We start from the raw sequence: 22,993 nt of genomic DNA on the forward strand, positions 1-22,993 counted from the left end.
GATCTTTCACAACTTATCTACTAAAGGAGGAAAATAATATGGCAAAATCATTGGAATTAAGGTTCGGTACAAGTTTAGGAAAGACAAAAGCAATGAGCGTTAAAGACCCCATTCATAATTTAACGACTGAAAAAGCTCAGCAAGCAATGAATTCCATCATTTCATTGAATATGTTTCAACTAGAAGGAGCCAACCCATACGCAACTGTTGTAGGAGCTCGTTATGTTGAACGCGTTGTAGAAGACATTTTTGAAGTAGAATAAAAGACCATTCATTGAAAAGAAGCGGCGCAGTATTTCTGCTCCGCTTCTTTCATTTTTCTATAGGAGGAAAAAAATGAACTATTTGATTGAAAAACAACTCATCCCTCTTTCACAAAAAAAGTTAACCAGCCAAAGTATTATCATTGCTCACGAGTCAGGAAACGCCAACAATACCGGTCCACTTTCTTTAGAAAATGAGATTGCTTATATGACGCGACAAGCGGCTAACAATGGAGCTTTTACGAGTCATTGGATCGGAGGCGGAGGCCGAATCATCCAAATTGCTCAAGTAGGAAAAATGCAATATGGTGCTGGTAAATATGCTAATCCTCATGCTTATGCTCAAGTCGAATTGGCTCGAACGTCAAATCCAGACTGTTTCCAAAAAGATTACCAAGCTTATATCTGGCTTTTGCGAAAGTTAGCTGGTGAAGCGGGAATCCCTTGTAGGTTAAATACGGGCACAGATCTTAATGCGAAAGGCATAAAAACACATCATTGGGTTTCAAAAAATTTAGGCGGCACAACTCACTCTGACCCAGATGCTTACCTAATGCACTATGGTGTCTCTCTAGATCAATTTTCTAAAGACTTATCTTCAAGCCCTACAAAAACGGACATACCTCCCCTTCCTGCTCACGAAAGCGGTCTCTACTATACTGTTGTGAAAGGAGATTCTTTATGGAGTATTTCAAAAAAATACCAGACCACTCTTACGTGGTTAAAAACTGCTAATCGCTTATCCTCTGAGACAATAAAAATTGGCCAAAAACTCATTATTTCATTAGATAATAACAAAGGATTAATGTTCACTCAAACTGATCGAATAAAGGCAGTCCAACACACTATTGGCATTCCACAGACTGGATTATTTGACACTTTAACCAAAAGAGAATTAATTAAGTGGATTCAAAAAACAACGGGTTCTGAAGTAGATGGTTATTGGGGTCCTAAAACGGCTAGTAAACTACGAACACTAAAAATCAATTCGAATGGATGGGATGTTTATGTGGTCCAAGCTTTCTTATTAGGAAAAAATTTCTTGATCGTTGGCACACCCGATCAGTCTTTTGGACCTAAAACGGTACAAGCAACTAAAGAATTTCAAACCAGCTCTAAACTTTTATCTGATGGCATCGTTGGTCCACTAACCTATCAAAAGTTATTTAACTAATTCTCTCCATTTTCATTTAAAAATAAATTATTTAGTCATTCCAAATATGGTATACTAGAATTCGCAAAAGAAGAAGACATCGGTCTTTGATAGGAGTGTGGCCGTTCATGAAAGGGGAAAATAAAGCTGTGATCGTTTTAGCTGGTATGATTGGTGCTGGTAAAAGTACCTACACAAAATTTATTTCAGAAGCATTAGGAAGTGAGGCTTTCTACGAAAGTGTGGATGACAATCGGATTTTGGAAAAATTTTATAAAGATCCAGAACGTTGGGCTTTTTCATTACAAATTTATTTTTTAAATACACGATTCAGAAGTATAAAAGCAGCTTTCAAACATGAGAACAATGTATTGGATCGTTCTATTTATGAAGATGCATTGTTTACTCGCATCAATTATGAAGAAGGAAATATGAGTGATGCTGAGATGGATACTTACTTGGATTTATTAGACAATATGATGGAAGAACTTGACAATATGCCTAAAAAATCTCCAGATCTTTTGATTTACTTACGCGGTTCTTTGGATACTGTATTAAATAGAATTGAAAAACGCGGTCGTACCTTTGAACAAATCGAAGGAAACAATGGGTTACTAGACTATTACACCCATCTTCATAGTCAATATGATAACTGGTTCAATTCTTACGATAAAAGTGCAACTCTAGTTATTGATATTAACCAATATGATTTAGAAAATTTAGCAGATGCTGAAAAAGTCATGGAAATGATTACAGAAAAATTAGCCGAAGTTCGAAATGAAAAATGCGTTGGATAAAAAAATCAGCTGAGCAAATGCTCAACTGATTTTTTTTATTGTGCTAACTGTTTGTATTCTTTAGCAATTCTATCAATCACTGTCTCGTCTTTTAATTGTGTTACTTCACGAATTACTTCTTCAACTGATTTATTTTGTAACAATTTTTCTAATTGTTGGCTTTCCTCATCATTCGAATCTCGATACAAGAGAGCTTTGGCAACTGTTTTGACTAAATATGTTGTTTCAAGTCCTCTTTCATTTGCTTCTCTGATTGGACGTATGAATCGTTCATCATAACCAAGTTTACGTATTGGGGTTCTCGCTACACGAGTTATATCGTCTGATATATAAGGATTGACAAAGCGAGATAGAATTTTAGTGATATATGCTTTATGATCTTCAGCATTGAATTGCCATTTTTCGACCATCAAAGCTCCTGTTTCAGCTAAAACATTTTCAACTTGTTCTTTTACTTTATCATCTTTTAAAGCTTCATCGATCGTTTTGTATCCTTCAAATTTCCCTACATAGGCTGTAGTTGCGTGCCCAGTGTTTACGGTAAATAATTTTCTTTCAATAAAAGGTTCTAAGTTAGGTGCATAATGGACGCCTTTTAAACGCAAATCAGTATTTTTCAATTTAGACTCATCAATGACCCACTCTTTGTACCCTTCAACAGATACAAATAACTTATCTTCATGAGACTGTAAAGGAACGATACGATCAACTGCAGCATCAGGAAATCCAATGTATTGTTCAACGTAGTCCATGTCTTCTTTTTCTAAATGTTTTAACACTTCTTCTTTAAGGAATGTACTTCCCCCAATCATATTTTCACACGCAACAACATCAATCGGCTGAGTTGATTGAGCAGCTTTTCTTTTTTGAATTCCTTTAGCGATTAATGGTGCAATATAGGGTAGAATTTTAGGACCGATAGCCGTTGTTATAAGTTCAGCCTTTTCAAATGATGCTACTACTTCTTCTGGATGAGTTCCATTATTGATTCCATAGACATTGTTTACTTTTATTTGAGGTGTGCCTTCTTGAGCCAATTCAATCGTATATTCGTGTTTATCATTTAATGCATCGATAATTTCTTTATTTACATCAACAAAAGCAATTTCAAAGCCATTTTTATTCAAAACTTCTCCGATAAATCCTCGACCAATATTTCCTCCACCAAAATGAATGGCTAACATATTATTCAATCCCTTCTAATAATTCTTTGATTTCTCGTTCAGATGAAGCATCTGCCAACTTAACAACATTTTCAACTTCTGAACAATAAACTGCTATTTTTGAAAGGATATCAAGATGTTCATCGCCTACCCCTGCAATTCCAAAAACAACGGTTACCAATTTTTCTTCTTCAGGAGTACCAAAATCTATCCCTCCAGGAATTTGAATAACTGAAATGCCTGATTGATTGATTAAATCTTTTGAATTTTCTGTACCATGTGGGATAGCAATAAAATTTCCCATATACGTTGATACATTCTCTTCACGCTTCAACATTTCAGCAATATATCCTTCTTCTACATATTGGCCTCCTACTAATACTTGACCAGCCGCACGAATTGCCTCTTCTTTTGTGTTAAATGCTTGATTTAATTTAATGCTGTTTTCTTCTAAAATACCCATAAATGATTCTCTCCTTAATTTTTATTTTTTTAATTTTTCTAAAAAGATGCTGCTTAAATAATTGTTTAACAATTGCTTCGAACCTGAATTAAAGATTTCCATTGTCAAATCACTTTCAACAATCGCTGAACTGATCGAACCTAAAATTTCTTGCGAGTTCTCGCTTAATGGATCTGGACCCAACATCATTAAAATCCGCTGCATCTGTATTGGATTCCGATCGATCCCAAGTACTTCAATAGATTTTGGCAATTCATAAATTGAAAAAAACGATTGTTTAATAGTTGGATCGATACAATGAAACAATGCCATATTTGTATTAGGAAGTCCAATAGGAGCTAATTCCATTCGATCCATCAATTTATAAACTATATGGTCACTATCTATTAAAATATCGTCTTCCAAACTTTTGCAGATAGCTGAAATAATGGGTTTTAATTCCTTTGTTCCAACCGTTTGATGCACATTGAAATTTTCCAAGATCTCATTTGCAATCGACATTTTTTGATAGAATTCTTTGAATTCTGATTCATCTTTTTGATTTGTAAGAATGTTCTTTTCTTTTTTCTCTTTTATCTTTTTCTTTTCAGAAATAATTTGACGAACGTACAATTGGATACTCTTGATTTCGTTATCCATCAACAATGGGGTCACAACTTTGTATTCTGTTTCAAATCCTTGTAAAAAGATCGTAGATAAAATCAAATCGTATTCATCAAAATCGATCCGATGCAGCTTAGATATTCTAGAAATTTCAATGACGGTTATCTCTGGAATATATTTGCGAATGCGGCTTTCCAATATTTTTGCCGTTCCCACTCCACTTGAACAAATAACCAAAGCTTTTAATTCTTGTACTTTAGGTTGTCTTTCATATGCTGAAGCGAAATGAATCACAATATAAACAATTTCATTCGGTAAAAAATGAATCGTTGGAAAAACATGTGTTAAATTTTCTTTAACAGAAAAGCTCAACTCGCTATAATGAGTCAGAATTTTATCTAACAAAGGGTTGTTACTTTCGGGCATAGGTGCGATTGCTCGTTTAATAGCAGCTGAAATATGCGCCAAAAGGTCATGAAAAAGAGTCTCATCTTGATTGAAATTCCAATCCAATTCATTCGAAACCAAACGAATCAACTCTCTTACTTTATAGCCTAAGTCCGTATCATACTCTTCTGAGAGAAATTCATTACGCAGCGGGACATTCAGCCCTTGGATTTGGAGTCCTAAAAATTGAATTTCTTCCTTCGTTATGGCTATCCCATATAGTTTTTGCATAAAATCATAAATAGCGGTTGCCGTTTCGATACTTTTCGTTTGATCGCTATCCGCTAACAAAGTAGAGGCTTTAAAAGAATGAATTTGATGCCCTTCACGTAATCTCATAATCGAAACACATAGCAAAATAACTAAACGCTGCAATTGACTATCTGTCACTTCTTCAAAATAATGCTGGCCGAATTGCTTAACCACGGCATATACATGGTATAGATCTTCTTTATTTAATTGTTTCAAAAATGGATTTTGACCAGTCTCCCACTCTTTAGCGTCGCTTTTAGTTTCGCTTTCCATTAGTTGGAAGAAATCATATTCATTGATTTCACTATGAATCAATCCACTAATAATCAAGCGACGGCTGCTTTCAGTAGCAATTGCTTGTATGCCTTTAGCTTTTTTTCTCTCGATATCAATTTTGTACGCTTTAAACACTTCTTCAATAGAAACTAAATCTGCTTGAATCGTACTAACACTGACTTGAAGGTCCATGGCAAGGGATTCCATTTTAACTTCTTTTTCTTGCATCAATAGCTTGATCACTAAAGCACTTTGCCGTTGTTGAGCCGTTAACTCTTCTGGAGAAGCAGATAATTGCTGCTGTAATTCTTTAAATGAACCCGGCTTTCCGACAAGACGGTAGCCAATATCTGCTTCTCGTATCAATTTGACTTGATACTTAGCCAACGTGCTTTCAAGACTGGAAAGTTCTCTGTAAATCGTCCGATTGCTAACCTTTAACTCATCACTTAAATAATCTAAAGTGACGCCGTTTTTTTGTTCAAGCAAGATTTCAATAATCTCTTTTTCCCTTTTGGAAATATACAATTCTTTCATCTCGTTTCTAGACAAAATTTAAACAGATAAAAGCAGTGAATCAGCACTCACCGCTTTTATCCCTTTGTTATGTGCATCTTATTGTCTAGATAAGATGCTTATGATTGGTTTCTTAATGTTTCAACAATTTCTTCATATTTAGGACTATTCAAGAAATTATCAACTGAAACTTGTGTTGCATTTGGTGTTTTTTGTTTTGCACGAGGTGTTAATTCTTTTTGCGTAATCACTAATAAGCCGTCTTCATCCGTTAAATTATTGATAGCTGAGTTGGTTACTGAAATATCCAATCCTGCATCTTTTACTTTTTTACGCATAATGGAAGCTCCCATTGCACTAGATCCCATACCTGCATCACAAGCAAAGATAATTTTTTTAACGTCTTTTTGACCTACAACTGCAGTATCATCTGTTACAACTGCTTGAGTTGTTGGAGCTGTTGTTCCTTTGTTTGCTCCTTTTGATTCAGCTTTTAGTGATTGTGTTTCTTGAACTTTTGCTGAGAAGTTGTCCTCTTCAATTGCAACTTCTGATTTATCTGATTTAAGAATCACCATAGCAACTAAGAAGGAAACTGCTGCTGCAACGATAACCCCTAAGATAACACTGATATAACTTCCTCTTGGTGTCATTGCTAAGATAGCAAGAATAGATCCTGGAGAAGCTGCTGCTACTAAACCTGAATTTAAAATCGTATTAGTAAAAGTACCAGCAATCCCACCTGCTATTACAGAAAGAAATAACATAGGTTTCATTAATACGTATGGGAAGTAAATTTCATGAATCCCACCAATCAAATGAATCAGAACTGCACCTGGAGCAGATGATTTAGCAGCCCCTTTTCCAAAGAATGAGTAAGCTAGCAATAAACCTAAACCAGGTCCTGGATTAGCTTCAAGTAAGAAAAGAATTGATTTCCCAGTTTCGGCAGCCTGTTCAATCCCTAATGGTGTCAATATACCATGGTTGATAGCGTTATTCAAAAATAAGATTTTTGCAGGTTCGATGAAAATATTTGCTAGAGGTAATAGTCCGGCATTAACGACCCAGTCAACTCCACTTGCAAGTGCGTCTGTTAAAGTTGTTACAAAAGGTCCTACCGCATAAAATGCAAAAATAGCTAAAATAAATCCAATAATTCCACTTGAAAAGTTGTTAACTAACATTTCAAATCCAGCTCTGATTTTATCTCTAAAGATATCATCAAATTTCTTCACTAAGTATCCGCCTAAAGGCCCTAAAGCCATAGCTCCAATAAACATTGGAACACTTGATCCTACGATAACTCCCATCGTTGCAATTGCCCCAACAACGGCTCCACGTTGCCCATATACCATGCTTCCGCCTGTATATCCAATCAAGGTTGGCAATAAATATTTAAGCATGGGATCGACCATTGTAGCTAAATCTGCATTTGGAAACCAGCCTTTCTCAATGAACAATGCTGTAATAATTCCCCAAGCAATAAAAGCACCAATATTTGGCATAACCATACCACTAAGATAACTTCCTATGCGTTGAACGGTAGCTTTCGCTCCCTTTTTTTCTGTTTGTTCCACGGTAACTCCTCCTCTTACTTTTTTGTTAAATTAAGTTTACCGCGGGTTGTATCCGATTACAATAAAGTGTAGTGATGAGTTTGTCACGACACTTTGTGTCAAAGTCACTCTTATCGAAAAACTTATGTACCCACTAATAAAGCTCGCTCTAATTAAGGCATGTATCCCAACTGATATAGACCAATATACCACTTTTCAAAAAAACGTTGACTTTATTTTTTCAATCCTTTATTATTAACCTGCGTAACTGATTATTAACTTTTTTAGGGTATATACCAATTTTAAATATACGCAAAGAAATGTATCTAAGAAAGAAATTTTCATCCTAATACTTAAACTAAAAAAGTTAACGTTTCAATGAAATCTATTAAGAAAAAGAAAGTGGGAATTTAAACATGTGCGGAATCGTAGGCTATATTGGAAGACAAGATGCAAAAGATATTTTATTACAAGGACTTGAAATGTTAGAATACCGCGGATATGATTCAGCTGGTATTTATGTAATGGATGATCAAGATGAAGGTCATTTATTTAAAGAAAAAGGACGTATCGCTGCTTTAAGAGAAAAAGTAGACCATAACGTTCCTGCAAAAACAGGTATTGGGCACACACGTTGGGCAACTCATGGAGTTCCAAGTGTAGAAAACGCACATCCTCATCAATCAAACAGCGGTCGTTTTAACCTCGTTCACAATGGCGTAATCGAAAACTACAATGCTGTAAGAGATGCTTTTTTAACAGATACAACTTTGCATAGCGATACTGATACTGAGATCATTGTTCAATTGATCGCTTGGTATGTTGAAGAAGAAGGTTTAGAAACAATCGATGCTTTTAAAAAAGCAATCGTTGCATTAAAAGGATCTTACGCTTTAGCTTTGATCGACAATGAAAACCCTGATGTTGTGTATGCAGCAAAAAATAAAAGTCCCCTACTTTTAGGTAGAGGTGATGGTTTTAATGTTATCTGTAGCGATGCCATGGCAATGATTAAAGAAACAAATCAATTTGTCGAACTGATGGATGGCGAAATTGCTACTTTAACAGTGGATGATATTAAAATTGAAACATTAGCTGGTGATGTGATCACTCGCGCTTCATACACTGCATTATTAGATGCAAATGATTTAAGCAAAGGTACTTACCCTCACTACATGGCAAAAGAAATTGATGAACAGCCAGCTGTTATGCGTAAAATTGTACAAAACTACCAAAATGACGATGGCGAACTAGAAATCGATTCTACTATTCTTGAAGAAATGATAGCTAGTGACCGCATTTACATCATTGCTTGTGGAACAAGTTACAACGCTGGATGGGTCGGAAAACAAATTATTGAAAACTTGACAAACATTCCAACTGAAGTGCATTTATCTAGTGAATTTGGCTACAATACTCCATTACTAACTGCAAAACCATTCTTCATTTTCTTATCTCAAAGTGGTGAAACAGCTGACAGCCGTCAAGTATTGGTTAAAGTTAATGACTTGAAGTACCCTTCTCTAACATTAACTAACGTACCAGGTTCTACTCTTTCAAGAGAAGCAAAATATACTTTATTATTACATGCTGGTCCAGAAATCGCTGTTGCGTCAACAAAAGCTTACACAGCACAAATTGCGGTTCTTGCTATCCTTGGTGAACTTGTAGGACGCAAAAAAGGTCTTGAACTAAATGTAGATATGGCACATGAATTAGGTATTGCAGCTTCAGCAATTGAATCGATTATTGATGAAAAAGAAATATTCGAACAATTATCTGTTACGCACTTAAGCATTAGTCGTAATGCCTTTTACATCGGACGCAGCATTGATTACTATGTTGTAATGGAAGCTGCACTTAAATTGAAAGAGGTCTCTTATGTTCAAACAGAAGGCTTTGCAGCCGGTGAATTAAAACATGGTACGATTGCCTTGATCGAAGAAGGCACTCCAGTTATTTCTATCATTACTGATGAAGCAACTGCTGGACATACTCGTGGAAATGCACAAGAAGTAATCTCTCGTGGTGCACACAGCATGATTATCTCTTTAGATGGGCTTAACCAACCTGGAGATGCTTATGTTTTACCAAAAGTACACAACTTGTTAACGCCTTTGGTTAGTGTGATCCCAACTCAATTGATTGCTTACTACACTAGCTTACACCGTGGAAACGATGTTGATAAACCAAGAAACCTAGCTAAAAGTGTTACTGTTGAATAAAACTCCATTAAAAAAAACAATCATTGCGAAAATTGCAATGATTGTTTTTTTGTATTTAAATTACGTAATACATCAGTTCTCCTTATTCTACTTTTTATCGAATGATCCAGTACAACTGTTAGACAGTTTCTATCCATACGCATCCGATCGTTTGAGAAGCCGGTAGAATAGCGGTGTATCGTCCATGATTATCATAGGCTTTAAAAAATAATTTATTTTCCTCATTATATCCATAGGCATAGACAACCACCCAGTGATTCTTATAAGAACTTCCAAATAATTTTGTTGTTCCCACTGCAATTGGAATCGGATTTTTTCTATCTAATAAAGATATGACTTTACGTTCCGGAATAAGATGCATCTTGACTTTAAAATCAGCATTGTCTTTTAACACCCATTTCAACCCATACCATAAATCCCAAACATAGGTCCCTTTATAAGCAAATGTATCCTCAACAAGGTTTTGTAATCCATTGACCACATTTTCTTTCTGCAAATCGATAGTATACTTTTGATTGAAAGCATCATGAAGTAAAACAGCACTGACATAAGTACCGCAAATTCCAGGCTTAACTGAATTGATCCAAGATTTGTATTTACGAAAACGCGCTGGTTTTAAGCCGGTCCATTTTACAGGATAAGCCATTTTTGGTTTTTCAGACATCATATCCCCCTTAATCTTCTCCGATCGATTTTTATTTCTTTTGAAGCGTCAATACTACTCGTCATGTACCTTTTAATCTTATAATTATTTAAATACAAAAAAGCTTGAAAGTAAAGGAAATCCTTTACCTTCAAGCTCTTAGTTTATCATTTTACATGTGGATAGGTAATCCCATAGCTAATTCAGCTGTATCCATTACGGCTTCTCCAAGAGATGGATGCGCGTGGATCGTTAATGAAATATCTTCAGCAACCATACCTAATTCGATAGCTAATGCTAATTCAGCAATAACGTCCCCAGCACTTACTCCAATAACTTGAGCTCCAACAACTTTGCCTGTTTTTTCTTCAGTGATCATACGAACAAATCCTTCATTCGCATCTAATGACAAAGCACGACCATTCCCAGCTAATGAGAATTTGCTTACTTTGTACTCTTTGTTGCCTTTTACTTCATCAGCAGCTAATCCTACTGTCGCAATTTCAGGCTCTGTATAAGCAGCAACCGGCATCGTTTTGTAATTCACAATAGAGTCTTTACCAGAAATAACTTCTGCTACAATTTTTGCGTCATGGCTAGCTTTATGAGCAAATGCTGGTCCTGGAGTAATATCTCCGATAGCATAAACCCCTTCAACACCTGTTCTTAATGATTCATCAACATCGATTCTGCCGTTTTCTAATAATTTAACGCCAACAGCTTCTAAATTCAATTTAGATGTGTTAGGCACGCGGCCTACAGAAACCAGAACATAGTCAGATTCGATTGATTCTTCTTTACCGTCTTTTTCATAAGTGACTGTTACAGTATCATCGGTTTGAGCAGATTTAGTGATATTTACGCCTTCAATAACGTCAACGCCTTTTTCTGCGTAACTTTTCTTAACTAATTTAACCATATCTTTATCAAAGAAGTTGATGATGCTATCTTCTTTTTCAAGAATCGTTACTTTAGAACCAAAATTGTTAAATGCAAATGCTAATTGAGTCGCAACATATCCGCCGCCTACAATCACTAAACGTTTTGGAAGTTCAGTAATATTCAATCCGCCAGTTGTATCCACAACACGTCCGCCAAATGGGACTTCTGGAACGGCTAATGGTGAACTACCTGTTGCAATAACAACATTTTTAAATTCAAGATCTTGAGATCCATCTTTAGTTTCAACTATTAAATGATTTTTATCCGTAAAAGTAGCTGTTCCACGAATGATTTCTACTTTATTTTTTTTCAATAAACCTTCAACTCCGCGAGTCAACATGTTTACTACTTTAGTATCTTTCCATTGTTGCATTTTTGTGATATCCAACGTAACATTTGAAGTTGTGATCCCAAAAGTTTCAGAATGTTGTGCATTATGAAAATGATGTCCAGCAGTGATCAATGCTTTAGAAGGGATACATCCGACATTCAAACAAACTCCACCGATGTATTCTTTTTCAATAATTGTTACTTTTTGTCCTAATTGTGATGCTCTGATTGCTGCAACATAGCCTCCTGGACCTGCTCCAATTATAACGGTTTCTTTTTGATTAGTTGCCAAAATAGGTCAACTCCTTTTCATTTTTATCTACACACTTTTTTTAAAGCTAATAGATAGCTTCACATTCCTATTTTACTTGAAACGTAAGAATATTCCAAGTGAAAATACTAAAGTATGTGAATTTAATTCAAAGAGAACACATTTTAAAACCGTTAAATTGGAAAGGAATGCGAAAACTTAGTGTATAATTTAATTAATTTAGTTTAGCGTGCTTTAATTTCCAAAAATAAAAATAGATAAAAGTCATTTTCCGAGCCATCATACATGAGAATATAATTTTATAATTTGTAAGTTCATTCAAGGAAAAGTGATAGAGATTTTGTTTTGCTTCTTTGAGGTGGCGTGTATTTTTCTCCTGTTCGTTTAGAAGATGCATTAGCAGTTGGATAGAGTAATTGATGTAAAGATCTTTTATAACTGAAACATTGAAATGACTCATTTCTTCTGTCAAATCAATGATTTTAAGCAGTGCTTTAGGTCCGGAAAGCTTTTCTTTTGTGAGATCATTAAAAAAAGAGGCATGTTTATAAGCTAAATAATGGTAATGTAAATTAGGATCATACATAATTTTTTCACTTTTCAAAATACATTGGACCGCCATTAAGTAATCTCCAAATAGATCAAAATTCAAGTCAAATTCTAGAACTGGATTGCTTCTGAATAATTCTATTGAATAAAGTTTGTTACATAAAAAACTTTTGAGCTGAAATTGTTCCGTAATCTTTCGTAAAGCAGTCTCTTTTGTCCAGACGACCGCTTGAGCAGAATTGAATAAATCCATGTCTTCTTCAATCAATTCTTCTCCATGATTTGCAATGACCATATCTGCATTATTCCGAATAATAGTCAAAAGTAATTTTTCAAACATCAGACCATCAATACGATCAACTGGATCTACAAAGCTGATATATTCTCCTTTGGCAGAAAGCAACCCTATATTTAATGCTTCGCAAAGACCTCTTGCCTTTTTATGAAGCACTTTAAACCGTGAGTCGATCCGAGCAAAACGTTCACATATAGCAGCACTCATATCTGTAGATTCACCATTAACTAATATAATTTCAATATTACGATAAGATTGAAACCTCAAACTATTCAAACAATGCCTTAATACTTTATCAACGTTATATACAGGAACAACAATTGATAGCATAACGAGTCCTCCTTTCTTCAAAGCGTTATGGTTTTCCTTCTTCACTCATATTTTACCTTAAATGTCCAAAACCTTCACTTTTTAAGCCGCTGTTTGATGTGTTTTAAAAAGGTTAAATTCATTTGTCTTTTTATTAATACTTCCTTATCTCCATCCACTGTTTTCAGAAATAACGGAACAACTTCCAACGACCTTCTGCCAGTTTTCCTTCTGGACGATTACCTGTTACAGGACCGCCTAATTTGAACGGGTACTTAATTTTATGTAAAAAAAATATGCACAGCTCTCTTTAAATCACCTATAGTATAGGTACTTAGAGCTGCACAAATTGCTAAAATGATATAGAAAATGATTGGATTACGTATAGCTGCGACAAAGTTCTGCACATTCTAAACAAACTTTTGCACATCTTTGACAATGATCATGATCGTGTTTTTCACATTCTTTTCCGCAAGCTTGACAGATCGTTGCGCACAAAGCAATCAAATCAGCAGATAAAGAACTTTCTCGGGTAATAGCCGTTGCAGCAAAAGCACAGATGTCTGCACACTCTCTATCTAAACGAATGCATTCGGCCATCATTTGAACATGATCTTCCTTTAGGCATGCATCAAAACATTCATTACATACACGTTGGCATTCAAACATTTTTTCTGAAATCTTTACTAATTGTTCTTGCATATTATCCCTCCTAAGATTTTTGATCCACATTTAGTATAAGGCTTTTAGAAAGCCCTATCAAATGATACGATTAATCAGTACGTTCCTGAAGCTACGATCCAATTTAGAAATGTACAGCTCTTATAGATTGATTTATTGTAGACGAACGTATATAAAAATGGCTACAAAACTTTTGGTGCAGACAAAAAGTTGTTCACGTCTTTTTTTGCGCAAAAAAAGAAACATATGAACTTTTCAGTTAGAGTAAAGTCGCCACAACTTACTAGAAAGGAAAATCCATATGTTTCTTCCACTACTGTAGAAAAAGTTTTATATACGGCTTATTTCAAGGCCCATTCGTAAATAGCGTGCGCTACTCCGTCTTCTTGATTTGATTTTGATACGTGTTTGGCAATTTGTTTAATAGAATCTACTGCATTTCCCATTGCGACACTTGTACCTGCTGCTTTCATCATATCAATATCATTTTCTCCGTCTCCAATAGCCATTACTTCCTCTTTTGTAAATCCAAGTTTAGTGGCTAATCCTGTCAAAGCTTCGCCTTTATTTGCTCCTTGAGGCAATAATTCGAAAACATAAGACAAACTCCTGATTGGATAAAAGTTTTCAGCAATAAATGCTGGCATAGAAGCAGTCAAATGATTTAATTCAGCTTCCTCTGCTACATACATAGCTTTAAAAATCGTTAATTCTGGTGACAACTCTTCTAATGGCAAATGAATAGCTTCCATTCCCAATAAATCAGCATCAAATTGCAACATTTCAGTTGCTTCGCCAGTATAATAATAATTTTTTTCATCAAAATAAGTAAAATTCATTTTAAACGGTTCAATAAGCTTCTCTGCTCTTTTCAGTTGACTATGATCTAATTGATGTGAGTAAACAATTTCCCAATCGGTTGTTTTCTGAACAACCGTCCCATTTAAGGAAATCACATAATCCTCTTCATCTTGCGGTAAATCCAATTCTTTAAAGTAATCATAAACAGCATGCACTGGTCTGCCAGTACATAAAACGATTTTGATTCCTGCTTCACTAGCTTTTTTAATGGCTTGTTTTACTTCTTCTGTTACCAAATGGTGTTCATTTAATAATGTACCATCCATATCGATTGCGATTAACTTGATCAAATCTTTCTCCTCCAATAACCTATTCCTTCTCAACAGCTACATCATCAATACTCAACGTATTCGTAATCTACGTCTTTCAATGTTTGTTTTACCCATTGATTGTGTGTGACTTCTTGTTTAGACGCTGACAAATTTTCAATTGATTTTTCAATATCTAAACAAGACTGATAAAATCGCTCTGCATCTTCTTCTAGTTTAAATAAAAACTCTTGAGCAAGTTCTTTTGTGTTCGCATAGTGGATGACGACTTCTTTTTCATTTATATAAACACTGAAATAAGTTGAGATTTTTCTTTTCTTCACTATAGACACACTCCCTATGTTGCAATCACATACAAACGACTTATCTGCTTTTATCATACCACGATTTCTGAAAAATCTGTAGTGTTGTTCCATTGCATATTTTCCCTATAGAACTTATACACTAAAACAACACTAAAAAGAATGAAAACCTTCTAAGTTAGCTACAGGTTTTCATTCTTCTTTATCCAGCTTTTAATCAAATTTTTTATTGTACTGAACTATAGCCGTTTTTGATTTTTCTAAGTTCGATACAGTTAGATCGTAGTGCTTAGAAGCATAATCATAAAATAAGATATCGACAGCATACATTTGAGTTAATAATGAAATTGTTGCGCCACTTCTTAAAGGAGCTTCATGGGCAAAAGCTGTTTTCAATGCAACATCCGCTTCAAGACTTAGAGCATTTTCAGTATTACTTGTGAGCGACACTGTATGCAATCCAAGTTCTTTAGCCATGATCATTAAAGCCAGAACTTCTTTTTTTTCACCACTGTTTGAAACACCAAAAAACACCGCGTTCTTGCCAGCAACTGCCATTGACGTGACCAACAAATGTTGATCAAGCGAACAAACGACCATTTTACCCATTCGACTAAATTTTTGTTGAATATCAGATGCCACGATATGAGAAGCACCTAAACCATATAGATAGATAACAGAACTTTCATGCAGCAATTCAGACACGCGTTCAATTTGTTTTGTATCCAATACGTTATTGGTTTCTTTAAAAAGATGGTTTGTATTGATCAGCATTTTCTTTTTTACTTGCTCCAAATTTTCTTCTGACAAAATATCCGTATATAAATTATCTTTGATGCCTTGCGAATCTGCCGATAATTGTAATTTCAATTCCGTAAAACCTTTCACACCAATTGATCGGCAAAAACGAATCACCGCTGCTGAACTAGATCCAGCTTCAGCTGCCAGATCAGTTGCACTCATTTGGATAACCATTACCGGGTCTTTAAGAATCGTTTCAGCTATCTTTTTTTCTGATTGCGGCAAAGCAGCCATTTTTTCTCTGATAATTAGTAAGACATTGTTCTGCATAACATGCAACCTCCATAGTTATTAAAAATGATTCGATTTTTTTCTTTATAGATAAAAAAGGCATGCAAATCGTTAGACTCACATGCCTTTTTAAATGCTACTGTTATTTTACAATGTATAAATCGATTTAGCCAACAATACTGTCAGCATCAAATTCATCTGAATCATAACCAACTAATTCAGTTGGTTCCATTGCTGATTTCGGAACACCAAAGAAGTAAGTAGCTAAGAATCCACCAGCATAAGCTGCTAATAATCCTACTACATAGCCCCACCATTTGCCGTTAGCAATTAATGGAATCAAAGCTAATCCACTTGGTCCAATAGCTGTTGCGCCAATTCCACCAAATAATCCGATAACAGCACCACCGATACCGCCACCAATACAAGCAGTAATGAATGGGCGACCTAAAGGTAATGTTACTGCATAAATCAATGGTTCACCAATTCCTAAAATACCTACTGGCAATGAACCTTTGATCATGTTTGTTAATTGTTTGTTTTTACGACATTTAACCCACAATGCAATCGAAGCTCCAACTTGTCCAGCTCCAGCCATTGCTAAAATTGGTAATAATAATGTCATACCTTGAGAAGCAATCATTTCAATATGAATTGGTGTTAAGACTTGGTGTAAACCAAACATAACCATTGGTAAGAACAATGCGCCTAAAACAAATCCAGCAAATGCTCCACCGACATTTAGTACCCAAGTAATAGCTCCAACTAAACTAGTTGAGATTGCACCTGCAATTGGCATGATCAAGAAGATAGTGATCAATCCAATCACTAATAAAGAGATTGTTGGTGTCACAATAATATCAATTGAATCTGGAATAACTTTGCGTAAGTTCTTTTCTACTAATGACAATAGGTAAACCGCTAAGATAACGCCGATAATTCCGCCTTGTCCAGCAGACAATGGGTCACCCGTAAAGATATTTGTTAATGGTGCGTCAACCAACATACCTGGAAGATAAATCACACCAGCAATAACCCCACCAAGACCTTCAGTAGCACCAAATACTTTAGCAGCATTGATCCCTACATATACGTTCAGGTAAGCAAACAATCCACTTTTAATGATGTTCAAGACTAAAACGATTGTTACCCAGTTTTCTCCAGTAATCGTTCCAGCAGTAATCATATTTTGGAAAATTGATGCGATTCCACCGATAATTCCTGCTCCAACAAATGCAGGGATCAGTGGAACAAAGATATTTGCAATGTCTTTCAATAAACGTTTGAATGGTGTATTGTTTTTCTTTTTCAATTCAGCTTTATTTGCAGCTGCTTGTTTTTCCGCTTCAGAACGACCAGAATTTGATGCAGTTGCCGTTGATTTTCCAGCTGGAATTTTATCGCCTAAACGAACACCTGCCATGCTTACCATTTGGTTCGCAACTTTGTTTACTGTACCAGGTCCAACAACGACTTGTAAGGTATCATCTTCTACAACACCCATAACTCCGTCAATCTTTTTCAAGCCATCAAAGTTTACTTTATCGTTATCTTTGATATCCATACGAACACGAGTCATACAGTGAATAACAGAATCAACGTTACCCATACCTCCAACTTGTTCATATATCTGTCTAGCCATGCGTTGCTCTTTTGTTTCAGCCATCTTTTTACCCTCCTAGTTTTATGCTAAAGTTTCACGAATGAACCCTTTAGCTTCTGTTAATTTTTGAGTTGCTGTTTCTTTATTTGAATGCGTTAAGATCATAACGATTGCCAATTTTACTTGGTGATCAGCAGCTTCAAATGTTTCACTAGCTTCTTCATACGTACAATCTGTTGCTTGCATGATAATGCGTTTTGAACGTTCTTCTAATTTTTCATTTGATGGTTTAACATCCACCATTAAGTTTTGATACACTTTTCCAGAACCGATCATAGCCCCAGTTGACAGCATATTTAAAATCAATTTTTGAGCAGTTCCAGCTTTTAATCTTGTAGAACCTGTCAATACTTCAGGACCAGCATCTACTTCAATGGGCATTTGGGCAAATTGACTGATCTTAGCATCTTTGTTGCATGAGATAGTCGCTGTTTTTGCTCCAACGCTTGTTGCGTATTCTAATCCGCCAATAACGTAAGGTGTACGTCCGCTTGCTGCGATTCCTACAACCACATCTTTATCTGTTAATTGGATGGCTTCTAGATCTTCTGCTCCAAGTGTTTTTGAATCTTCTGCTCCTTCAACTGCAACGGTCATAGCTTTCATTCCGCCTGCAATCAATCCTTGTACCATACTTGGATCCACACTAAATGTTGGTACACACTCAGCTGCATCTAAAACTCCTAAACGTCCGCTTGTTCCAGCACCCATATAAATTAAACGGCCGCCTTTACTGAATGATTCCGTGATCGTTTCTACAACTTTTGTGATCATAGGCAATTCTTTTTCAACTGCTATTGCAACTTTTTGATCTTCTTGATTCATTAAAGTCATCACTTCGCTTGCTGAAAGCTCGTCTAAGTTCATTGTTTGCGTATTTCTTGTTTCGGTTGTTAATTTGTCTAAATTCATTTTCTTAACCTCTTTCATTGTCTTGTATCGGTTGAAGTTCAAATAATTGACCTTCTTGGCACCAGTCGATCAAAGTAAGATCTTCCGGGATAACATGTGCCACAACTGTTACTTTTTTATCTTTAGGTAACGGTTGTTTGACCACTTGGATTTCTCCCATATAACGTCCATATAGACGATTATCTACTGTAACGCTTCCTTTTACTCTTTCTTGAATGTGTTGTGGTTCGATAGTCGGAATCGTTCTAAAACGTGCATCAGCACTGCGGATCACGTCTCTAGCAGCATCCCAACGATTTTGGTGTTTTCCTACGATGACAGGTAAATAATCAGAACCTTGTATTTCTTTAATTGAAAATAATAACGTTTTCTTTTTAATATAATAAAAAAATTGCTGTTTCGTTCTGTCATCGATCGTTGGATCCCCAATGTAAACATCGTCTACTTCACACTCATTTAATAATTCAATTGCACTAGCTAAAGGATGAACTCCACGCTGTTTTTCTAACGTTGGCAGCTGACAAAACAATGGGCCTCGTAATATTTCATTACCTGGAACAAAAGCCATTACGTTAAAACCTAGTGTTTTCAACCAGTGATTTTTACGAATAAACAACTCTTTATCTAATCCAGTTTCAGGACGCGGATAATAATTATGCCATGCTTCCATTTGTTGAAAATTTGCATTGTATTGCTTTAATTCATCGATATCTTCTTGAGTAATGGTACTCGCATTAAGAGCAACTGTCATTGAACGACTGACTTTAGCACTAATTTGATTTGTTATATGATAGTCCATTCTTAAACCTGTAATTCCAATAGCCAGCATTTCTTCAGGCCGGTCAAATGAAAACCCGATTTTATTCAAAGCTTCCCCTGAAATATCGACCATTAATTGCATACCTAGTTCTTGCGTCCATTGACCTAACGTCTTCACTCTAGTTACGTATTGAGACGCATCGTCTTCAGGAATATGCATAGAAGTAAATACTCCTTCAAATCCGCTGTCTTTCATCGTCTGCAGATAGTTTTTTGTTTCAATTGTTAACTCATCTCCAAGAAAGACAGATACACCAAACATATCACCACTCCTTTGAAATCGTTTTAATGACATGACTAATCATAACACTTTAAAATAAAATTTCAATACTTTCTTTAATTTTTATTAAAAATAGACCAATGATAACTAAACACAGTTAACACCTTCATTTAAAAAGGAAAAATTATGTATACCTTTACATAAACTAATATTTTTTCAGCTAATTTATTTTATTTTCCCAAAAAAACTATTCCAAATATGCCCGTTTCTAACACTTTATTTATGTTAAAATGAAATTATATTTTAATACAGGAGGTCTTTTATGCAACGTTTATTTTTTGTCCGCCATGGTATGACTGAATTTAATTTAGCTAATCGTGTTCAAGGAGGAGATATTGATTCTCCATTATTGCCACAGAGTTTGGAAGATGCGAAAAAAACAGGTCAACACCTTAAACAATATAACCTTAAACAGATTATCGCTAGTCCACAAGAACGAGTCGTCGAAACTACTCGATTGATTACTTCTCAATTCGAGCAAGACTTTAAGGTTCAATACACAGATGATTTAAAGGAATTCGGTTATGGTTCTTGGGAAGGAGCATTTATTCCACATTGGCAAAAAACTTCTCCCGATACTTTTTATAATTTACGTCAACGTCCAGATTTATACGATCCTAGTGCATTTAAAGGAGAGACCTACCAAGAACTGATTGCTAGAGGAAGCAGAGCGATCTTTCGTTCTATCGAACAATTTCCTGATCGCGATCTTTTATTTGTGGGACACAGCATCACCTGGACGACTACACTTTTGTCATTGATCGGAACTGACTTAAAGGATCTTCGTTCAAAAGAACCGTTGGCTAACACAAGTATCTCTGAATTAGGGTATGAAAAAGGTCAATTTACTTTAAATAATTGGAACCAAATTGATCATTTGCTGTAAAGTAGACAAACTCTCACAAAAAAATAAGCTTGGCATCTCGCCGAGCTTATTTTTTATATCTATTTTTAATCATTTTCTGAAACCTTGTTGTGATTTCTTTTTAATAGCAGTTTAACGAATAAGATCTGCAACATCATTCCTAGCCCTGAGCCGCAACTGTCGATCACTACATCACTTAACTGACCGCCTCTGCCTGGTACTATTAATTGATGGATCTCGTCTGAAAAAGCGTAACCGACACAAATGCCTAACCCAATTCCAATTGCTTTAAAACCCGTTACACCACTATTCATTAAAGCTACTTTTACTAAAACGCCTAATACCAAATAAATAAAAAAGTGAGCATTTTTTCGGATAAAATGATGCAAATCTGGTGGAACAAGCATATGTCGCAATTCAATAGACAATGTATATAACAAATAAGCTGCGATGAGAATAAGTACTAATTCTTTTATGCCAATCGTTATACCTCGTTTTTTTAATTTAATAAGAACAAAACCAGCCAAACCAATCACTATGAGAACTTGAGCAATTTTAATAACTTGTACACTGATACCCAATACTGTGTGACTTAAATTCCAAGATTGTTGTTGAACTTGATGAGAAAAATAAAAAATCAAACCCATCCATAACAATACGGCCAACCAAGACAAGCCTTTTTTTAATTTTTTATTTTCAAGAATCATTTCCATACATCCTTTATGTCCAACAGGTATTCCATACCTTTTTTCGCCTAATATGATTTTTCAAGTATACAGATAAGCACTATGAAATTCAATCAAATAATGCTTTCAGTTAGGACATGTTTGGAAACTGATGACTACCCTAATTTTTTAGTATAATAAAAGAAAAGCGGTTTTGAATTAGTCGAATTAAGACTTATTGTTTCAACTCAAATGGAAATTGGGTTTGAGTTGAACGAATTAATGCTCATTGTATCTACTCAAACGGAAATCGGTTCTGAGTTAAACGAATGAACGCTCTTTGTATCTACTCGAATGAAAATTGGTTCTGAGTTAAACGAATGAACGCTCTTTGTACCTACTCAAACGGAAATCGGGTTTGAGTTAGTCAAATTACGGCTAATTCTGTCTACTCAAATGGAAAACGGTTCTGAGTTAAACGAATTAGCGCTCATTCTATCTACTCAAAAGGAAAACAGTTCTGAGTTAAACGAATGAACGCTCTTTGTATCTACTCAAATGAAAACCTACGTTGAGCGGGTGTTTTCCTCTCGGCGAACTAATTTTACAACACATCTTAATAAAATTCTATATGCAGCAAAAAAAAGAAGCTGAGATTTTCTCAACTTCTTTTTTTTGCTATTATTTCTTGAATCCATTTCAATACAACTTGTATTTCTTGGTCCCAAAATGCCCAATTATGGTCTCCAGGTTTTTCAATAAACGCATAGTCGATAGAGGTTTCTTGGAGAGCCTCTTCAAATTTTAAATTATCTGCATAAAGAGAATCTTCCGTACCGCAAATTTGTAAAATGGTCGGTTGATTAGTTTCTTTTTTTACTTGTTTTAGCAAAGCGTATAAGTCATTTTCGGATCCTACAAACGACTCTTTTGATCCAAATGCCGGTTTAAAAAGCTTGTCTCTACCCGGGTCATCTTGCCATATCCTATAAGGATCTACAGCAGCTGACAGAGCAGCAACTCCCCCTACTTCATCTGGATACGTTAATCCCCATTTTATTGCGCCGTAGCCACCCATTGACAGCCCCGCAACAAAGGTCTCTTCACTATTATGAGAGATATTAAATAAATTTTTCATTTTCCGAGGAAATTCTTTTGTTAAAAAACTCCAGTAATTCGGACCCATATGCATGTCAGTATAGTAGCTCACATGAACTTGAGGCATGAAAATAGCCAAATTGTATTGCGATGCATAACGTGCTATTGAAGAGTTATACAGCCAACTGGAATCATTATCTGATAATCCATGTAAGAGGTACAAAACGGGATATGGTCCTGTTCGTTCCTCTGGCAGAATAGCTTTATAAGAAATCGTGAATCCTAATTCTGAAGAATTGATTTGACCAGAAATAACACCCATCATTGTACCTCCCACTATTTAATAAGCTTGACTTTTCACTCTCTAGTTCTTTAATAGTATCAATCATTTTATAAAAAGGCTAGGCCTATCTTCCATTATAATTAAATAGCGATAGGATTATTTTCCGCTTTTCAACTTCTTCCTTCGGCTACTGCAAAACCTTATGAA

At 35.4% G+C, this 22,993-nt stretch carries 21 protein-coding genes; 5 read left to right on the forward strand and 16 right to left on the reverse strand.

From position 1 onward, the window contains the following. Nucleotides 1-38 precede the first annotated feature (38 nt). The 3 genes from BR65_RS04210 (at nucleotide 39) to BR65_RS04220 (ending at nucleotide 2,213) form a co-directional block, all read left to right on the forward strand. Nucleotides 39-263 (forward strand): DUF2922 domain-containing protein, encoded by a 225-nt coding sequence (locus BR65_RS04210; RefSeq protein ID WP_034536870.1) that lies wholly within the window; start codon nucleotides 39-41, stop codon nucleotides 261-263. Between the two features lie 73 nt (nucleotides 264-336). After that, complete coding sequence (locus BR65_RS04215; protein WP_034536872.1) at nucleotides 337-1,437, forward strand: peptidoglycan-binding protein; 1,101 nt, start codon at nucleotides 337-339, stop codon at nucleotides 1,435-1,437. Between the two features lie 107 nt (nucleotides 1,438-1,544). Continuing rightward, the gene (locus BR65_RS04220) at nucleotides 1,545-2,213 is read left to right on the forward strand and encodes a deoxynucleoside kinase (RefSeq protein ID WP_023178251.1); all 669 of its coding nucleotides are present in this window, start codon (nucleotides 1,545-1,547) and stop codon (nucleotides 2,211-2,213) included. Nucleotides 2,214-2,248: 35 nt separating this feature from the next. On the opposite strand, the gene BR65_RS04225 is transcribed toward BR65_RS04220, so the two are convergent. The 4 genes from BR65_RS04225 to BR65_RS04240 all read right to left on the reverse strand — a co-directional run bounded on the left by BR65_RS04225 (nucleotide 2,249) and on the right by BR65_RS04240 (nucleotide 7,513). Continuing rightward, entirely contained in the window at nucleotides 2,249-3,397 is a 1,149-nt protein-coding gene (locus BR65_RS04225; protein WP_034536874.1) for a mannitol-1-phosphate 5-dehydrogenase, read from the reverse strand. A gap of 1 nt (nucleotide 3,398) precedes the next feature. Next, on the reverse strand, nucleotides 3,399-3,839 hold the full coding sequence (locus tag BR65_RS04230; RefSeq protein ID WP_034536877.1) for a PTS mannitol transporter subunit IIA: 441 nt from the start codon (nucleotides 3,837-3,839) through the stop codon (nucleotides 3,399-3,401). Between the two features lie 21 nt (nucleotides 3,840-3,860). Continuing rightward, the gene (locus BR65_RS04235) at nucleotides 3,861-5,954 is read right to left on the reverse strand and encodes a BglG family transcription antiterminator (protein WP_081901350.1); all 2,094 of its coding nucleotides are present in this window, start codon (nucleotides 5,952-5,954) and stop codon (nucleotides 3,861-3,863) included. Nucleotides 5,955-6,052: 98 nt separating this feature from the next. Further along, nucleotides 6,053-7,513 (reverse strand): PTS mannitol transporter subunit IIBC, encoded by a 1,461-nt coding sequence (locus BR65_RS04240; RefSeq protein WP_034536881.1) that lies wholly within the window; start codon nucleotides 7,511-7,513, stop codon nucleotides 6,053-6,055. A gap of 395 nt (nucleotides 7,514-7,908) precedes the next feature. Here BR65_RS04240 and glmS point away from each other — a divergent pair, with 395 nt between their 5' ends. After that, nucleotides 7,909-9,717, forward strand: a complete 1,809-nt coding sequence (gene glmS / locus BR65_RS04245; RefSeq protein WP_023178254.1) for a glutamine--fructose-6-phosphate transaminase (isomerizing) — start codon at nucleotides 7,909-7,911, stop codon at nucleotides 9,715-9,717. Nucleotides 9,718-9,835: 118 nt separating this feature from the next. Here the strand turns inward: glmS and BR65_RS04250 are convergent, their stop codons facing one another. From BR65_RS04250 to BR65_RS04295, 10 genes are all read right to left on the reverse strand, one after another. Further along, entirely contained in the window at nucleotides 9,836-10,381 is a 546-nt protein-coding gene (locus tag BR65_RS04250; protein WP_034536882.1) for a hypothetical protein, read from the reverse strand. Nucleotides 10,382-10,532: 151 nt separating this feature from the next. After that, nucleotides 10,533-11,924, reverse strand: coding sequence for a dihydrolipoyl dehydrogenase (gene lpdA / locus BR65_RS04255; RefSeq protein ID WP_034536883.1), 1,392 nt, complete (start codon nucleotides 11,922-11,924; stop codon nucleotides 10,533-10,535). 193 nt (nucleotides 11,925-12,117) lie between these two features. Continuing rightward, nucleotides 12,118-13,077, reverse strand: coding sequence for a glycosyltransferase family 2 protein (locus tag BR65_RS04260; RefSeq protein ID WP_034536885.1), 960 nt, complete (start codon nucleotides 13,075-13,077; stop codon nucleotides 12,118-12,120). 357 nt (nucleotides 13,078-13,434) lie between these two features. Continuing rightward, entirely contained in the window at nucleotides 13,435-13,758 is a 324-nt protein-coding gene (locus BR65_RS04265) for a four-helix bundle copper-binding protein (protein WP_034536887.1), read from the reverse strand. Nucleotides 13,759-14,078: 320 nt separating this feature from the next. Beyond that, nucleotides 14,079-14,888: a Cof-type HAD-IIB family hydrolase gene (locus BR65_RS04270; protein ID WP_034538607.1), complete on the reverse strand. Its 810-nt coding sequence runs from the start codon at nucleotides 14,886-14,888 to the stop codon at nucleotides 14,079-14,081. A 44-nt stretch (nucleotides 14,889-14,932) separates the two neighbouring features. Further along, a complete protein-coding gene (locus BR65_RS04275) occupies nucleotides 14,933-15,190 on the reverse strand; it encodes a hypothetical protein (protein WP_034536891.1) in 258 nt (85 codons plus the stop codon). Nucleotides 15,191-15,382: 192 nt separating this feature from the next. After that, entirely contained in the window at nucleotides 15,383-16,240 is an 858-nt protein-coding gene (locus BR65_RS04280) for a MurR/RpiR family transcriptional regulator (protein ID WP_034536892.1), read from the reverse strand. 127 nt (nucleotides 16,241-16,367) lie between these two features. After that, nucleotides 16,368-17,867, reverse strand: a complete 1,500-nt coding sequence (locus BR65_RS04285; protein WP_034536894.1) for a PTS transporter subunit EIIC — start codon at nucleotides 17,865-17,867, stop codon at nucleotides 16,368-16,370. 18 nt (nucleotides 17,868-17,885) lie between these two features. After that, the gene (gene murQ, locus BR65_RS04290) at nucleotides 17,886-18,776 is read right to left on the reverse strand and encodes an N-acetylmuramic acid 6-phosphate etherase (protein ID WP_034536896.1); all 891 of its coding nucleotides are present in this window, start codon (nucleotides 18,774-18,776) and stop codon (nucleotides 17,886-17,888) included. Nucleotides 18,777-18,780: 4 nt separating this feature from the next. Then, nucleotides 18,781-19,857, reverse strand: coding sequence for a DUF871 domain-containing protein (locus BR65_RS04295; protein WP_034536899.1), 1,077 nt, complete (start codon nucleotides 19,855-19,857; stop codon nucleotides 18,781-18,783). A gap of 280 nt (nucleotides 19,858-20,137) precedes the next feature. Here BR65_RS04295 and BR65_RS04300 point away from each other — a divergent pair, with 280 nt between their 5' ends. Beyond that, nucleotides 20,138-20,761, forward strand: a complete 624-nt coding sequence (locus BR65_RS04300) for a histidine phosphatase family protein (RefSeq protein WP_034536901.1) — start codon at nucleotides 20,138-20,140, stop codon at nucleotides 20,759-20,761. Between the two features lie 65 nt (nucleotides 20,762-20,826). On the opposite strand, the gene BR65_RS04305 is transcribed toward BR65_RS04300, so the two are convergent. Then, nucleotides 20,827-21,447 (reverse strand): VanZ family protein, encoded by a 621-nt coding sequence (locus BR65_RS04305; RefSeq protein WP_051932641.1) that lies wholly within the window; start codon nucleotides 21,445-21,447, stop codon nucleotides 20,827-20,829. A 619-nt stretch (nucleotides 21,448-22,066) separates the two neighbouring features. Continuing rightward, entirely contained in the window at nucleotides 22,067-22,825 is a 759-nt protein-coding gene (locus BR65_RS04310; RefSeq protein WP_034536903.1) for an alpha/beta hydrolase, read from the reverse strand. Between the last annotated feature and the right edge of the window lie 168 nt (nucleotides 22,826-22,993).

Origin of the sequence: Carnobacterium inhibens subsp. inhibens DSM 13024 (genome assembly GCF_000746825.1) — a bacterium.
Lineage (GTDB): Bacteria > Bacillota > Bacilli > Lactobacillales > Carnobacteriaceae > Carnobacterium_B > Carnobacterium_B inhibens.

Excerpts from the sequence above, each read along its gene's own strand:
- BR65_RS04210 (WP_034536870.1), top strand. The coding sequence starts at position 39 with ATGGCAAAATCATTGGAATTAAGGTTCGGTACAAGTTTAGGAAAGACA.
- BR65_RS04215 (WP_034536872.1), top strand. The coding sequence starts at position 337 with ATGAACTATTTGATTGAAAAACAACTCATCCCTCTTTCACAAAAAAAG.
- BR65_RS04220 (WP_023178251.1), top strand. The coding sequence starts at position 1,545 with ATGAAAGGGGAAAATAAAGCTGTGATCGTTTTAGCTGGTATGATTGGT.
- BR65_RS04225 (WP_034536874.1), bottom strand. The coding sequence starts at position 3,397 with ATGTTAGCCATTCATTTTGGTGGAGGAAATATTGGTCGAGGATTTATC.
- BR65_RS04230 (WP_034536877.1), bottom strand. The coding sequence starts at position 3,839 with ATGGGTATTTTAGAAGAAAACAGCATTAAATTAAATCAAGCATTTAAC.
- BR65_RS04235 (WP_081901350.1), bottom strand. The coding sequence starts at position 5,954 with ATGAAAGAATTGTATATTTCCAAAAGGGAAAAAGAGATTATTGAAATC.
- glmS (WP_023178254.1), top strand. The coding sequence starts at position 7,909 with ATGTGCGGAATCGTAGGCTATATTGGAAGACAAGATGCAAAAGATATT.
- BR65_RS04250 (WP_034536882.1), bottom strand. The coding sequence starts at position 10,381 with ATGTCTGAAAAACCAAAAATGGCTTATCCTGTAAAATGGACCGGCTTA.
- BR65_RS04260 (WP_034536885.1), bottom strand. The coding sequence starts at position 13,077 with ATGCTATCAATTGTTGTTCCTGTATATAACGTTGATAAAGTATTAAGG.
- BR65_RS04265 (WP_034536887.1), bottom strand. The coding sequence starts at position 13,758 with ATGCAAGAACAATTAGTAAAGATTTCAGAAAAAATGTTTGAATGCCAA.
- BR65_RS04280 (WP_034536892.1), bottom strand. The coding sequence starts at position 16,240 with ATGCAGAACAATGTCTTACTAATTATCAGAGAAAAAATGGCTGCTTTG.
- BR65_RS04285 (WP_034536894.1), bottom strand. The coding sequence starts at position 17,867 with ATGGCTGAAACAAAAGAGCAACGCATGGCTAGACAGATATATGAACAA.
- murQ (WP_034536896.1), bottom strand. The coding sequence starts at position 18,776 with ATGAATTTAGACAAATTAACAACCGAAACAAGAAATACGCAAACAATG.
- BR65_RS04295 (WP_034536899.1), bottom strand. The coding sequence starts at position 19,857 with ATGTTTGGTGTATCTGTCTTTCTTGGAGATGAGTTAACAATTGAAACA.
- BR65_RS04300 (WP_034536901.1), top strand. The coding sequence starts at position 20,138 with ATGCAACGTTTATTTTTTGTCCGCCATGGTATGACTGAATTTAATTTA.
- BR65_RS04305 (WP_051932641.1), bottom strand. The coding sequence starts at position 21,447 with ATGATTCTTGAAAATAAAAAATTAAAAAAAGGCTTGTCTTGGTTGGCC.
- BR65_RS04310 (WP_034536903.1), bottom strand. The coding sequence starts at position 22,825 with ATGGGTGTTATTTCTGGTCAAATCAATTCTTCAGAATTAGGATTCACG.